General features: G+C 39.8%; 14 protein-coding genes. 13 read left to right on the forward strand and 1 reads right to left on the reverse strand.

Annotation, left to right across the window (positions count from 1 at the left end):
* Positions 1–3 precede the first annotated feature (3 nt).
* The 8 genes from NST97_RS02080 (at position 4) to NST97_RS02115 (ending at position 7,403) form a co-directional block, all read left to right on the forward strand.
* Positions 4–489: a flavin reductase family protein gene (locus NST97_RS02080; protein WP_063389616.1), complete on the forward strand. Its 486-nt coding sequence runs from the start codon at positions 4–6 to the stop codon at positions 487–489.
* Positions 490–506: 17 nt separating this feature from the next.
* Complete coding sequence (locus NST97_RS02085) at positions 507–1,367, forward strand: FAD synthetase family protein (RefSeq protein WP_339199741.1); 861 nt, start codon at positions 507–509, stop codon at positions 1,365–1,367.
* A 29-nt stretch (positions 1,368–1,396) separates the two neighbouring features.
* On the forward strand, positions 1,397–1,822 hold the full coding sequence (locus NST97_RS02090) for a GlcG/HbpS family heme-binding protein (RefSeq protein ID WP_339229089.1): 426 nt from the start codon (positions 1,397–1,399) through the stop codon (positions 1,820–1,822).
* A gap of 61 nt (positions 1,823–1,883) precedes the next feature.
* Positions 1,884–2,798, forward strand: a complete 915-nt coding sequence (locus NST97_RS02095; protein ID WP_063389734.1) for a catechol 2,3-dioxygenase — start codon at positions 1,884–1,886, stop codon at positions 2,796–2,798.
* A 541-nt stretch (positions 2,799–3,339) separates the two neighbouring features.
* A complete protein-coding gene (locus NST97_RS02100; protein ID WP_339195349.1) occupies positions 3,340–4,197 on the forward strand; it encodes an alpha/beta fold hydrolase in 858 nt (285 codons plus the stop codon).
* A gap of 461 nt (positions 4,198–4,658) precedes the next feature.
* Positions 4,659–4,898 carry a 4-oxalocrotonate tautomerase gene (locus NST97_RS02105; protein WP_341342873.1) on the forward strand — a complete coding sequence of 80 codons (240 nt, stop codon included), beginning with the start codon at positions 4,659–4,661 and terminating at the stop codon, positions 4,896–4,898.
* Between the two features lie 325 nt (positions 4,899–5,223).
* Positions 5,224–5,493, forward strand: a complete 270-nt coding sequence (locus NST97_RS02110; RefSeq protein ID WP_063389622.1) for a 2Fe-2S iron-sulfur cluster-binding protein — start codon at positions 5,224–5,226, stop codon at positions 5,491–5,493.
* Between the two features lie 17 nt (positions 5,494–5,510).
* The gene (locus NST97_RS02115; protein WP_341342874.1) at positions 5,511–7,403 is read left to right on the forward strand and encodes a XylR N-terminal domain-containing protein; all 1,893 of its coding nucleotides are present in this window, start codon (positions 5,511–5,513) and stop codon (positions 7,401–7,403) included.
* A 541-nt stretch (positions 7,404–7,944) separates the two neighbouring features.
* On the opposite strand, the gene NST97_RS02120 is transcribed toward NST97_RS02115, so the two are convergent.
* Positions 7,945–8,646 carry a Crp/Fnr family transcriptional regulator gene (locus tag NST97_RS02120; protein WP_341342875.1) on the reverse strand — a complete coding sequence of 234 codons (702 nt, stop codon included), beginning with the start codon at positions 8,644–8,646 and terminating at the stop codon, positions 7,945–7,947.
* A 174-nt stretch (positions 8,647–8,820) separates the two neighbouring features.
* Between NST97_RS02120 and NST97_RS02125 the strand changes: the two genes are divergently transcribed.
* The 5 genes from NST97_RS02125 to NST97_RS02145 all read left to right on the forward strand — a co-directional run bounded on the left by NST97_RS02125 (position 8,821) and on the right by NST97_RS02145 (position 13,655).
* On the forward strand, positions 8,821–9,723 hold the full coding sequence (locus NST97_RS02125; protein WP_341342876.1) for a hypothetical protein: 903 nt from the start codon (positions 8,821–8,823) through the stop codon (positions 9,721–9,723).
* A 231-nt stretch (positions 9,724–9,954) separates the two neighbouring features.
* Positions 9,955–10,644 carry a Yip1 family protein gene (locus tag NST97_RS02130; RefSeq protein WP_063389624.1) on the forward strand — a complete coding sequence of 230 codons (690 nt, stop codon included), beginning with the start codon at positions 9,955–9,957 and terminating at the stop codon, positions 10,642–10,644.
* Positions 10,645–10,651: 7 nt separating this feature from the next.
* Positions 10,652–11,779: an efflux RND transporter periplasmic adaptor subunit gene (locus NST97_RS02135; RefSeq protein WP_063389625.1), complete on the forward strand. Its 1,128-nt coding sequence runs from the start codon at positions 10,652–10,654 to the stop codon at positions 11,777–11,779.
* Complete coding sequence (locus NST97_RS02140) at positions 11,776–12,465, forward strand: ABC transporter ATP-binding protein (protein WP_063389626.1); 690 nt, start codon at positions 11,776–11,778, stop codon at positions 12,463–12,465. The genes NST97_RS02135 and NST97_RS02140 overlap by 4 nt, the downstream gene beginning before the upstream one ends.
* A complete protein-coding gene (locus NST97_RS02145; protein WP_341342877.1) occupies positions 12,462–13,655 on the forward strand; it encodes an ABC transporter permease in 1,194 nt (397 codons plus the stop codon). The genes NST97_RS02140 and NST97_RS02145 overlap by 4 nt, the downstream gene beginning before the upstream one ends.
* Positions 13,656–13,803 lie beyond the last annotated feature (148 nt).

The raw sequence follows: 13,803 nt of genomic DNA on the forward strand, positions 1-13,803 counted from the left end.
GATATGGACGATCGCTTGTTTCGCAATGCGATGGGGAAATTTGCTACAGGGGTGACGGTCATTTCAACGGAGCATAACGGAGATATTCATGGAATGACAGCAAATGCCTTTATGTCCATTTCCTTAAATCCGAAGCTTGTATTAATTTCCATTGGAGAAAAAGCGAAAATGCTGGAAAAAATTCAACAATCAAAAAAATATGCTGTTAACATCTTGTCGCACGATCAACAAGTGCTTTCGATGAATTTTGCCGGGCAGCTGGAAAAACCAGTCGATGTACAATTTGAACAGCTAGGGGGGCTGCCGGTCATTAAAGATGCTCTTGCGCAAATTTCCTGCCAAGTTGTTAATGAGGTTCAAGCAGGTGATCATGTCCTTTTCATCGGGGAAGTGACGGATATAAACATGACAGAGCAAGATCCGCTTCTGTTTTTCAGCGGAAAATACCACCAGCTTGCTCAAAGCGAACAAGCGACGGCGTCGAGCTAAAAAAAGGGGGCATTTCATTGAAAACAATCATCATTGATCATCAAAATGATCTAGATCTTATTGCCTCTTGCCCTGTCGTTGCTGCACTAGGGTTTTTTGACGGCGTTCATCTCGGACATCAAAAAGTCATTCAGACCGCTAAAAACTTGGCGGAAAAAATGGGGGTAAAAACAGCGGTTATCAGCTTTTTTCCGCACCCTAAAGAAATAATCGGCAAAACGGGAAAACGTGTCCAATATTTGCTCCCGCCTGCCGAAAAAGCAAAAAAGTTTTCCCATTTAGACATTGATTACTTTTATTTAATACGATTTACATCGGAATTTGCAAGACTTGAGCCGAAGGAATTTGTCCAGAAATATTTAGTTCCGCTGCAAATCAAGCATGTAGCAGCTGGATATGACTTCACGTACGGCCGAAAAGGAAAAGGAAGTTTAGATACGATGGAGGAAGACAGCGGATACTCAATCACTGTCACGAAAGTAGAAAATGTCAAACGAAACGATGAAAAAATTAGTTCTACGTTGATTCGAAATAAGATTCAATCAGGATTGATGGAAGAACTTCCTGATTACTTGGGAGAATTTTACGAAACAAAAGGAAAAATGATCCATACTGATGCAAAAGATGAATTGATTTTGGATCGGTACTATATGCTTCCTCCAAAAGGATGCTACGACGTGGCAATTGATATAGGAAAAGGGTGGTTTGAGGGACGCGTGCTTGTTACTAAGCAGAAAAAAATCTATTGGCTTGGTCCATCCATATCTTCTGTGTGGAGTATTTCTCGAGTCAAAGTAAAATGGATTGCCAGAAGTTTCGATTTCACATTAGAGATCGAAGAAAAGGAAGAGAAAAATCTAGTATTTACAAAAGGATAGCGGTGTTGACTTTAGGAAAGGGGGAAGAAATGTTGGCGTTTTTACAGCAAAAAAGCATCAGCAGTGACTTGGCGAAAAAAATGATTGACAAAGCGGTACAAAAGGCTGAAGAACTTGGAGTGAAAGTGAACATTGCTATTGTGGATCAAGGCGGAAATTTGAAATCGTTTTTCCGGATGGACGAGGCGCCTCTTTTAAGCATACAAATTGCTCAAAATAAAGCCTATACAGCAGCGGCATTCGGGATTCCGACCCATCAATGGTATGACATGATCAAAGATGAGCCGAGTTTGCGCCTTGGGATTGTCCATACAGAAAAGCTTGTCGTTTTCGGAGGAGGGTACCCGATTTATGACGGAAACGATTTAGCTGGAGGAATCGGGGTCAGCGGCGGCTCAGAAGAAGAAGACAGATTGTGCTGCGAGGCTGCGTTATCTTTATTGGAAACGCTTTAATGGAAAGAGCTGATGATCAAATTCATTAAAATAAGATTTTTCAATGAAAGGGAGGATTCAAATGAGCGAAATTTTAAGATTAGGGCGATTGGAGCTTCGGGTGTTGGATTTAGAAGAATCTGTAAAATATTACACAAATGTCATTGGGCTTGAAGTGACAGGACGCGAGGAAAATCGAGTATATTTAAAAGCTTGGGACGAATATGACCATCACAGCATCATTTTGCAAAAATCCGATACAGCTGGAATGGATCATATGGCATTTAAGGTAAAAGATATTTACGAGCTGGAAAAATTAGAATATAAAATTGAGCAATTTGGCTGCAAACTTTCCCGAATTTCCAAAGGTACTAGATTAGCAGAAGGAGAAGCGGTTCGTTTTCAGCTTCCAACAGGCCATCATATGGAGCTGTATACGGAAATAGAACAAGTAGGGACAAAAACTGGGAATCTAAACCCAGATCCATGGCCGGATGGACTAAAAGGAATTGCTCCGCATCGATTGGATCACGCTCTTTTAACAGGCGATGATTTAAAAACAGCAACCCGCTTCTTTACGGAAGTGCTCGGTTTTAGACAAACCGAGAAAATCGTTACGGTAGATGGAGAAGATTTAGTCGGAAGCTTTATGTCAGTGACGAACAAAGGTCACGATCTTGCATTCGTGAAAGGACCGGATGCGAAATTTCATCATGCAGGATTTTATGTCGATAACTGGTATGAAGTATTAAAGGCAGCAGATATTTTAACCAAAAATAATGTTCAAGCAGAAGTGACGCCAACAAGACACGGCATTACACGAGGCCTTACCGTTTACTTTTTTGATCCATCCGGCAATAGAAATGAAGCATACACAAGCGGTTATATGAGCTATGCAGACTTTCCGACCATTACTTGGACGGAAGATAAAATTGGAACAGGTATTTTCTATCATCGAAGAGAACTCATTGAATCATTCTCTAAAGCACTAACATAAAAATACAAAGATTAAGAATATTCTTGTTAAAGGGGTTCGATCATCTCTTCTGATTCGGGAAACACGTAAGGAGATGTTTGCAGCCCCTTCGCTATTTATTTTGCATTCTTAAAAAAGAAATGCTTCAGATGGCTGACCGAAAATCGCTTGAAGTCGATGTTTGGGGTCAGCTTCTTTATATACGGACATGCGAATTCATAATTTACGGATTGTTCTTTTGATGCGGTTTCCATGCCCAATTTTAATTTCTTTAACAGTACGTTTCGCTTTGTTGCGATTTCATGCCCATTTTTTTCTGGAAATTTCTTTAACAGCACGTTCCACTTTGTTAGGTCTATCCAAGGATCTGTTTTAATGTATGAAAAAATTTGTTATTTTTTCCTTTTGTTTCTTATTATGAAACAATGGAGTTGTATAAACAATAAATACCGTTTACGATTGGGATAATTAGTATTTTCTAAAAATTGCGTCAATTAATTTCGTGTCAGGAGTACGTGTTGGAAAATGATTCGATAATAGAGTCGAGAGGGGAGGAATTGGTTTGCAAGAAGCGACAAGTGTCCGTGTCAAAACCGGAGACTATGAAACTTATTTTTACCGCACCGGCATCGGAAATAATGAAGCGATTCTTTTTATCCATGGGTCCGGTCCTGGAGCAACTGCTTGGTCTAATTGGCAATATGCGCTCCCTTTTTTCAAGGAAAAGGGATTTGATTGTATCGCGCCAGACTTAATCGGTTTTGGAATGTCGGAACATCCGTCTTCACCTCCGAAAGGCATCCGGTCATGGATGAGGTTATGGGTGGATCAGCTTAAAGACCTTTTGGATGAATTGGAAGTGAAAAACGTTCATTTAGTGGGAAATTCTTTAGGCGGGGCTGTTGCTCTTCATTTATTGGCCGAGGCGCCTGATCGAATTGATCGCGTTGTGTTGATGGGCTCGGCGGGTGCTCCGTTTCGATTGACTCCAGAACTTGACCGCGTTTGGGGGTTTTATGAGGATCCATCCGCAGAGGCAATGACGCAGATCATTCGCTGGTTTGCATATGATGAAAGCTTTATTAAAGACAATCTTGACAGCATTAGTAAAATGCGCTTTGAGGCGGCAATGAATCCTGCCGTGCGCCGTTCCTATGAAGCAATGTTTCCTCCGCTTCGCCAGCGGATAGTAGATGATCTTGTTTTGCCAAGCGCCACTTTGTGCCGCATACAACAACAAGTTTTACTCGTTCACGGGCTGAATGATCCGATCGTTCCTGTTGAGACAAGTTATTATTTTGCCAAACATCTTCCGTGGGTAAAAATGATGATTTACGGACAATGCAGCCATTGGACGCAAGTGGAATATCGAGACAGCTTTCATTCTTTGCTTTTGCATTTTTTTCACAATGAAATATAAGAATATTTTTATGTTTTTATCAAAAACAAGGTTATGATTCGCTTTTTTCAAAGCCAGACAGCATTGCGAATATGCCTAGTACAACACAACAGTTACGGTTGTTGTACATTTCAATCATTGACGCTTTATCTAGAAAGACAGCCTGCACTAAAAGCGATTTGAAATTTTTTGCAGCCGGCATCGCATTTTCTCACTTTAGCGGCTGTCTTCCCGCATCATGTTAAAAGAACGATTTACGAAAAATGTTGGATCATATGTATGCTTCATCTTTATAGTTTTTTAAAGGAATGGTGCCATTATTTCGACGGTTGCGGTGCTAGTGTGTCAGGGGCCATTATTTGAACAATAACAAACTTTCTCGTGACCAGGAATCAGTGCAATGGTAGAAATCGTTCTAAGCGGGAGTTAGCCGATGCAATAGCAAAACGTTTTCTCCATAAGCCTGAACTTCTTTCGTTCGGTTGAAGCCTTTTTATCTTTGGAAAGGAGAGTCAAAACGTATGCCTTTCATTCAAGTTCACTTGTTAGAAGGTCGTTCTCCGGAAAAAAAGGAGACACTTATCTATGAATTAACGGAGACGGTGTGCAAAGTATTGGATGCGCCGAAAGAAAATGTCCGCATCATGATTCAAGAAATGCCTCTAGAACATTGGGGAATTGCTGGAGAATCTGTGAAAAAACGGAGAGGACATGAACAATAGAGATGAAATCGGTAGATACAAAAGTAGAAAGTTAATTGTTTATGAATGGGGAACATGTTGCGTGATTAAGAACTCCGTTCGACGCTTTCAAGAACTGCGGCATTGGTCGTGAAGAAGAAAACATACCTTAAGCAAAAATATTTATTATGCTTATAGGTGTCGGATAGCCATGATGTTATGTTCATCAACGATGCGATCAATGCTATGGCATTTTTGTTTCTTTTCGCCAGCGCTAGTAAAAGCAGGTGCAAAATGGCGCATAACGTTATGCTGTAGAGCATGCTTGAATAATAGAAAAAATTATCATGTTGGGAGGGAGATAATAATGGTATATCAAATTCATATAGGCGGAGAAATTTTTTCTTGCGGAGAGAGCGTGGATTTATTAAAAGCTGCGAGATCTCATCAAGTAAAAATTCCTTATGGATGTGCAAATGGAGGTTGCGGAATGTGCAAAGTCAAAATCCAAAAGGGAGAATACAAAATTGGATTGTGTTCGAAAGGAGCTCTTTCGGATGAGGAGCGGCAACAAGGTTATGTATTGGCTTGCAAAACGTATCCGCTCAGCCACTTGATTGGTGATCTTGTTGAATAAAGCTAAGGTGGTAACATATGAACAAAAAAAGATCGGCATTAGATCAGCTGGAATTAAATTTTGATAACGGTTACATTTATATGGGGAAGTCCCGCTCGATGATTGTGGCGACAAATGCGCTCGGATTATTGCGCAGAGATTTAATTCGCAACATGGGATTTGAACGGATGAAAGGTTTTTTGTTTCGGTATGGATGGAATCTAGGTAGACAAGACGCGAAAGAATTGATGAATCATGCAAACTGTACAGTAGAGGAGTACATTCAAGGTGGCCCAAAGCTGCATACGATGAAAGGTCATGTGAAAGCGAGATGTACTTTTTTAGAAGTCAGAAGGGAAAATGGAAAATATCAAGTCAGAATGGAAGGATATTGGTGTCATTCCTATGAAGCAGAAGAACATGTGCGCCATTTTGAGACATCATCCATCCCGGTTTGCTTTACCCTTTCTGGTTATGCCAGCGGCTTCGTTTCAGAAATTGTCGGAGAAAAGACGATTTTCAAAGAAATTGCTTGTCAAGGAATGGGAAAAGAAGAATGCCATTGGATCGGCCAAACGGTGGATCGATGGGGAGAAGAAGCGGAACAAGAGCTGTGCTATCTTGAAGAGTCCCCAATCTTAGAAGAGTTGGCGGCAACATACGAAAAACTTTTAGAAGAACGGAATAATTTAAAATTTGTGACGGCTGTTCATAAGAAGCTCACTGAGGAAATCATTAAAGGAAACAATTTAGACTCCGTAGTTCGTCAAGTGTTTCAATCGACGAATATTCCAGTTTTAATTGAGAACCTGCACCTTCATCCGATGGCCTATGCCGGGATTACTTCCAATGAATTAGAACAATATAAAAACGAACTTATTGACTATGTAGGAAAAAATCCTTTTTGCCAGCCTCAAGCCATCGTCACATCAACACAACTTCTTCATTTGCGCCATCATGATTGCCTGATGACACCAATATTTTTGCAAAACAAAATTGTAGGATATTGTTCGTTTGTTTATCGCGATTTGCATCAATATAACGCCTCAATTTCTCCTATGATTTTAGAGCGGTTGGCCTCTGTCAGCTCGGTATGCTTGCTCAATGAAAAAGCGAAGCTAGAATCGTATGAACGGATTAAAGGATTTTTTTTAGAGGAAATCATTAATGCGGGACAACAAAGCAATGATCACGACTTAATCATGAAAGCTAGTTTAATAGGAGTGGATTTATCCAAGCCTTTTTATATTTGTGTGCTGGATTGCCGGTTTCAAGAAGATGATTTATCGAAAGAGCTGGAAATGCAAAAAGAAGTTTTAAGTTTTCTTTCCGCTTACGGCAAAGATGAAAAACAAAACATGTTGATTGGCCAGCGTGCTAAACATCTTATTTTGCTGGTAACAGAAGATCAAGTTGCCAAAAAGGGTATACAAACATGGCTGTCAAAAATCGTTGATTTACTATCTTCACAATTCTCTACTATTAAATTTTACGGGGGAATCAGCTCCAAAGCAAACAATGTGTCAAATGCCGGGGAAGCATATAAAGAAGCACTTACAGCGGTCAGGGTTTCATCGAAACACCAACAAATCATTTCGTTTGAATCGTTAGGAGTTGTTGGTGTGCTGATTAATGAAAAGAATGAACAAGAGGTAAAAAAAATAGCCAAAGCTTGCCTTGGAAACTTAAAACTGGATGATCCCAAAAATATCGAGTTTCTGCGAACATTGTACATCTTTCTAGTCAATGGCGGTAACTTGGAACAGACAGCGGCAGATTTGGCGTTATCCATCAGCGGATTGCGTTACAGGGTGAGCAAAATCGAAAGCATTATTCAGCAGGAACTGCGAAATCCTATAATTCATCATCAACTTCTTTTATCGTTCCAGTCATTAATGATGATTGGAGAGATCGATATCGGCATTAAATAATAATGAAGGAACTAAAGGAACGGACATTTTCCTACATGGGAATGGCACCGGTTGTGCTTTTGTATTCATAATAAAAGTTTCATATGGAAATTCTAAAATTGACAGGAATCAAGTCCAAATTTTGAGTTAAATTCCATTTGGTATCCCCTACTCAGGTAGACAAGAAAAACAGATGCATTTTATATGATGTGTAAAGAGTCTGCCTGGGATGGGGTTTTTAATGGCAAAGAAAAGACAAAACCTCAAATCAGGAACCTTTCATTTGGAGGAAAAGATTAAAGACACTTATATGAAGCACACCCCGAAACGATCGAACAGGTTCTCATTTTTCCAGCCTTAGCCGCTTTAAAAAAATGCCTGTCCTGCGATCGAATCATTGTCCCGGCATAGTATTCCCGATTTTCATTGTTTTACTTGACAGAATATATGCACGACAAGATCTTTGTTAAATGAAAACTAAACAAAGAAACTGGCGATTTGCCAGTTTAAAGTTCCGGCTCCATCTCTGAAAGACAAGGCGCATATAAGATGTTTTTACAATTTAATCAATTCGGCAGTAAGAAACGGGGCAATTTTCACAATTGATTTCATCTTTTAAATATTGAAGATCGTGAATGGTGATTTTTTTATTTTGAAAAGAAATTACGCCTTTTTTCCGCAAATTGCTCAACATTCGATTGATGCTTTCTCTAGTCGCTCCGCAAAAATTCGCAAGCTCCTGATTGGTCATGTCGATATTGATGAGAATGCCATTTTCAGTTTCTACTCCATAGCTGTTCGCCATTCGTATGAGTGTGGAGTATAAGGCACCTTTCTTCCCGTTTAAAATCAAATCGCGGAATTTTGTTTGAGTAATTTGATATTGCTCGCTCATCCATTTTAGGAACGAAAGACTAAGATTCGGATTTTCAAACAGTTTGCATTCTAATCGTTCTTTTTTTATAAAATAAATAGAACTGTTTTCCAAAACTTTTGCGTTAAATATGTGCTTCGGATCATTTGAAAAAAAAGAAAATTCACCAATAAGGTCGCCTTTTTTGCAGATCTTTAGCGCCAATTCTCTTCCATCTGAAGTTGTTTTGCTTATTTGCACCAAGCCGGATTGGATGCAATATAATTCATGAACCTCCATGCCTTCTTGAAAAAGATACGTCCCTTCCCTCACGTTTATGATTCCGTCGAAATATTCATGCAAAGCACTCAATGGATCGGTTAAGAATGGATCCGCCACTTGTTTGACCATTATAAAACCTCCTTTCAAGAAGGAAACCATCTATATACCAATATTTTACCAGAACCTAGGAATCTTGATTGTGAAAAAATGGTGAATTGTGATGTAAAGCACATTTTTTTATGAATAAAAATTAGGTGATTACAAAAAAATAAAATGAATTTAAATGATAAGGAGGGAAAAAGAGTGCCGCAACGCATTCAATCGTATGTAAATCAAGCGCAGCAAGCATTGCAGCAAATTCAACAAATTGCCAAAGTACTGAAACAGCAAGAACAGCAAAACGCTAATCAAGCATTTAGCTCAAATCAATTTACAGCACAACAGACACAAGCATTTGGACAAAAGGAACAAAATGCGGTGCAAAATTTGCAGCAAATTGAAAATTTGGCTCAGTCGCTTCATAGTCAAGCACAGCAGCTGCAAAATTATCAACCGAAAAACCAGTATCAAGCAGTATACCAAGCTCAACAACCGCAAAATCAATATCAAAGTCAATCATCAGGCTTCAGCATCAATCCGTTAAGCGGACAAGCGAACCAAACAAACGTTAATGAAGTGCGCCAGCAAAACCAGCAATCAGCACAGCAAATACCGAATCAATATCAAGCGCAGCAATCGTCCGGCTTCAGCTTCAATCCGTTAAGCGGACAAGCAAGCCAAACGAACGTCAATGAAGTGCGCCAGCAAAACCAGCAATCAGCACAGCAAATACCGAACCAATATCAAACGCAGCAATCGTCCGGCTTCAGCTTTAATCCGTTAAGCGGACAAGCGAGCCAAACGAATGTCAATGAAGTGCGCCAGCAAAACCAGCAATCAGCACAGCAAATACCGAATCAGTATCAATCGCAGCAATCATCCGGCTTCAGCTTCAATCCGTTAAGCGGACAAGCAAGCCAAACGAACGTCAATGAAGTGCGTCAGCAAAATCAGCAATCAGCGCAGCAAATACCGAACCAGTATCAATCGCAGCAAACGTCCGGCTTCAGCTTTAATCCGTTAAGCGGACAAGCGAGCCAAACAAACGTCAATGAAGTGCGCCAGCAAAACCAGCAATCAGCACAGCAAACCCAAGCTCCGTTTTAAAAAAACGTGGCAAGCAGGAGCAAATTAGAGCTAGACAACATGCGGACAAAATGATAACCAAAGAGTTAATAACCTGTAAAAGACCGTAGAATGTATTTCTGCGGTCTTTTCATCATGTTAAGGGAAGTTTTTCAAAATATTTGTAAGAAATTCAAAAAATGTGAAACTTCATTCTTATCAATCTCGTAAAATAAATTGAAAATAATCATTATAATGGAGGAGATGACTTTAATGAGTGAGCAACTGAACATTCAGCATTCAAATGAAAAAGTGGATAAACCGTCGTTGTTAGGGATTGTGACAAGTCCGATTGAGACGCTTGAGCGGATCAAACAACAGCCAAAAGTATTGCTTCCATTAATTGTTGTCATTATTATTTCATCTTTGGCAGCTTACCTTTCAGTGTTATCAGTCGACTATAGCATCGTGGAAGAGGAATTAGGTGCAGAAGGAGCAGCTTACGTCGGCGCATTTACAACAGTCGGTGCACTTGTGTCTGGTATCATTGGCGGACTTATTACACTATTGATTTCGGCACTCATTCTTTTTGCCATTGTAAAAATTGCCGGAAAACAAATTCGTTTTAAACAAATGTTTTCAATGACCGTTTTTATTTCTCTTGTTACATCAATAGGAACACTGTTAAATGCGATTATTTTATATTTTGTCGGTGGAGGAGACATCACTAATCAAGTATTTACTAGTTTAAACAGTATTGTAGGAGCTGAAGGGGCGCTTGGATCATTTTTGTCATCTATCGAAATTTTTGGAATTTGGGGAACAATATTGACCGCTTTTGGGCTTCATCATGTAGGTCAACTGTCAAAAGGTGCATCTTGGACTATTTCAATCGTTTTATTCATTCTTGGCAGTCTGCTATTGACATTATCTGGAGCAACACAATCATTAGTGGGGGCATAGTTATAGTATGAGAAAGAAAGTTTTGATCGGTGTAGGAGTAGCAGTTATCATCGCTTTATTTGTTGGGATCAGTATTTTTCGTGCTGCATCGAAGGAAAATCCGACTGTAGAAACAGTCAAATTGGAGCAAAAAGAAATTACCGGGAATGTTATGATTCCCGGTACTCTTCAATTAATGAATGAACAAAAAATTTATTATGATGCTGAAAGAGGAAAGATCAAAAAAATCCTTGTCAAAGAAGGGGACAAAATAAAAAAAGGAGCACCTCTCGTCATTTATGAAAACGAACAATTAGAGCTTGAAAAGGAACAGGCCAAGCTTTCGATTGAACAAAGCTATATCAAACTAGATCAAATCAATGAGCAGTTGGATGATCTGAAGAAAAAAGAAGAAGAATTGAAGAAACAAGTCGGTAAAGAAGAAGCAGAAAAGCAAATAGAAAATGAAAAAAATCAACTGCAAATGGATAAGAAAATGACGAATCTTGAGCTTAAACAACAGAAGATTCAACTGGAAACAGTAGAAAAGAAGATTTTAGAACTTGAAGTGAAAAGCGAAGTTGATGGAATTGTGATTACCGTAGATGAAGACGCAGCAGTAGCAATGGGCGAAAATGTGAAGCCGCTCATACATATTGGCAGTTTGAACAAAATGAAAGTGGAAGGGGTCATTTCTGAATACGATTCTTTAAAAATTAAAGAAGGTCAGCCTGTAGTTTTAAAATCTGATGTGGTGCCTGATGCAAAATGGAAAGGAAAAGTATTGAAAATTGGCATTTTGCCTCAACAAGGCAGTGAGATGGCGGCGGAAACAGGAAACGAGGCTGTCCAGTATCCAGTGGAAGTTCTTGTCCAAGATCAGAACATTCCGGTGAAGCCAGGCTTTAAATTGATTATGGAAATTGAAACGGAAAGAAAAAAAGCGAATGTTATTCCTCTTACCGCTGTTCAACAAGATGATGATCAACAATATGTTTATGTAGTGAAAAACGGAAAAATAACAAGAAAAGAAATTAAAACCGGTACTTCAACCGATGAATATATTGAGGTGACGAGCGGTTTAACAAAAGATGATGAAATTGTTCGTGAACCATCTGATGAAATCAAAGCAGGCGTGGAAGTGACAATCAAATGATCAAGCTGGAAGATGTGACGAAATCTTATAGAAACGGTAAAGAAACAATGGATGTGCTCAAAAAAATCAATTTAGAAATCCGGCAGGGGGATTTTGTGGCCATTATGGGGCCGTCCGGTTCCGGCAAATCAACTCTCATGAATATTATTGGCTGTTTGGACCGCCCGACATCAGGTGCTTACTATTTTGAAGGGAAGGATATATCGTCCCTTGATGATCAAGAATTGGCCAAAATACGCAACAAGAAAATCGGTTTTGTTTTTCAGCAGTTTCATCTTCTGCCGCGGTTGAGCGCCTTAAAAAATGTAGAGCTGCCAATGATTTACGCCGGCATTGGAAAAAAACAGCGGGATGAACTCGCTAAGCAGGCTTTAATAAAGGTTGGACTCGGCGATAGAATTCAGCATATGCCAAACGAATTATCGGGAGGCCAAAAACAACGGGTGGCAATAGCTCGAGCCATTGTGAATAATCCAAAGCTCATTTTGGCAGATGAACCGACTGGTGCATTGGATACGAAAACAAGCGAAGCAATTATGGAACAATTTACAATGCTAAATAAAGAAGGGACAACCATCATTGTCGTAACGCATGAACATGAAGTGGCTCAATTTGCTAAGCGTACGATTGTAGTAAGAGATGGAGAAATTTTACAAGAAGATTTGGGACGGGGGAGCACATTATGAATTTGATGGAAAATTTTCGGATGGCGTTTTCCTCCATTTTTGCCCATAAGCTCCGTTCAATTCTGACAATGCTAGGAATAATTATCGGTGTCGGATCTGTTATTTTAGTTGTAGCAATCGGCCAAGGGGGCGAACAAGCCTTAAAAGCCCAAATTGCAGGCAGCAGCAATACGATAGAAGTGTATTATCAACCAAGTGAAGAAGAGTTGAAAGCAAATCCGAACGCAATGTTAGTGGATCCGTTTACCCAAGAAGATGTTGAAGCGTTGAAAGAGATCCCTGAAGTTAAACAGGTTGTTGCTTCCACGACAAGTTCTTATCAAATAAGGTATAAAGAAGAAACAATCGATGCCACGGTCTATGGGATCAATGCTGCATATATGGATGTCAATCAATTAAACATTCATAAAGGCCGACTGTTTACTGAAGCGGATTTTTTAGGCGGCAGGCGTGTTGCGATTATTAGCGACCAACTAGCAAAAGATTTATTTAAAAGTCAAAATCCGATTGGCGAGGTCGTTTGGGTATCGAATCAGCCGTTTGAAATTATCGGCATACTTGAAAAACCGACAGGAATTTTTGCCTTTGGCATGTCGGAAATTTACACTCCATGGACGGCCTATCGAAATGCTTTCGGCCAAACGAATTATACACAAGTAACGCTTGAAGCAGTTAGCGCTGACGAAATCAAAGCTGCAGGGGAAAAAGCGGAGCAATTGCTAAACAGAATGCACAAGACGGAAGATTCGTATCAAGTGGTGAATTTTGAAGAAATTGCGGAATCCATTGGCCAAATTACCCGTATTATGACCATGATTATCGGAAGTATTGCGGGAATATCTCTCGTAGTTGGCGGTATCGGCGTTATGAACATCATGCTTGTCTCCGTTACCGAGAGAACGAGGGAAATCGGGATCCGTAAAGCGCTAGGGGCAACAAGAAGCCAAATCTTGCTGCAGTTTTTGATAGAATCGATGACATTAACACTAATTGGGGGAACCTTAGGGATTTTATTAGGTGCAGGAATTGCTTCCATCGTGTCCATTTTTGCCGGTTGGCCTTCATTAGTATCGTGGCAGGTTGTCGTCGGTGGACTGTTGTTCTCCATGTTTATTGGAATTCTCTTTGGACTATTGCCGGCAAACAAGGCTGCAAGACTGGATCCAATCGAATCGTTAAGATATGAGTGACACAGAAAGCTGCTACCTCTGCCTTCCATAGGCGAGAAAAAATCAAAAATGAATGCTAATACAATCTGTTTCTTTAAACAAAACAAAAAAGGGGCTGTCCGAAAAGTCGATTGAATCGACCTTGGGCTCAGCCCTTTTTTCTGTTTTT

Source organism: Aeribacillus sp. FSL K6-1305 (assembly GCF_038050115.1).
GTDB lineage: Bacteria > Bacillota > Bacilli > Bacillales > Aeribacillaceae > Aeribacillus > Aeribacillus composti.

Coding starts and splice junctions, on each gene's coding strand:
- NST97_RS02130 (WP_063389624.1), top strand. CDS start 9,955: ATGAGTGAGCAACTGAACATTCAGCATTCAAATGAAAAAGTGGATAAA.
- NST97_RS02080 (WP_063389616.1), top strand. CDS start 4: ATGGACGATCGCTTGTTTCGCAATGCGATGGGGAAATTTGCTACAGGG.
- NST97_RS02110 (WP_063389622.1), top strand. CDS start 5,224: ATGGTATATCAAATTCATATAGGCGGAGAAATTTTTTCTTGCGGAGAG.
- NST97_RS02090 (WP_339229089.1), top strand. CDS start 1,397: ATGTTGGCGTTTTTACAGCAAAAAAGCATCAGCAGTGACTTGGCGAAA.
- NST97_RS02115 (WP_341342874.1), top strand. CDS start 5,511: ATGAACAAAAAAAGATCGGCATTAGATCAGCTGGAATTAAATTTTGAT.
- NST97_RS02135 (WP_063389625.1), top strand. CDS start 10,652: ATGAGAAAGAAAGTTTTGATCGGTGTAGGAGTAGCAGTTATCATCGCT.
- NST97_RS02145 (WP_341342877.1), top strand. CDS start 12,462: ATGAATTTGATGGAAAATTTTCGGATGGCGTTTTCCTCCATTTTTGCC.
- NST97_RS02095 (WP_063389734.1), top strand. CDS start 1,884: ATGAGCGAAATTTTAAGATTAGGGCGATTGGAGCTTCGGGTGTTGGAT.
- NST97_RS02140 (WP_063389626.1), top strand. CDS start 11,776: ATGATCAAGCTGGAAGATGTGACGAAATCTTATAGAAACGGTAAAGAA.
- NST97_RS02120 (WP_341342875.1), bottom strand. CDS start 8,646: ATGGTCAAACAAGTGGCGGATCCATTCTTAACCGATCCATTGAGTGCT.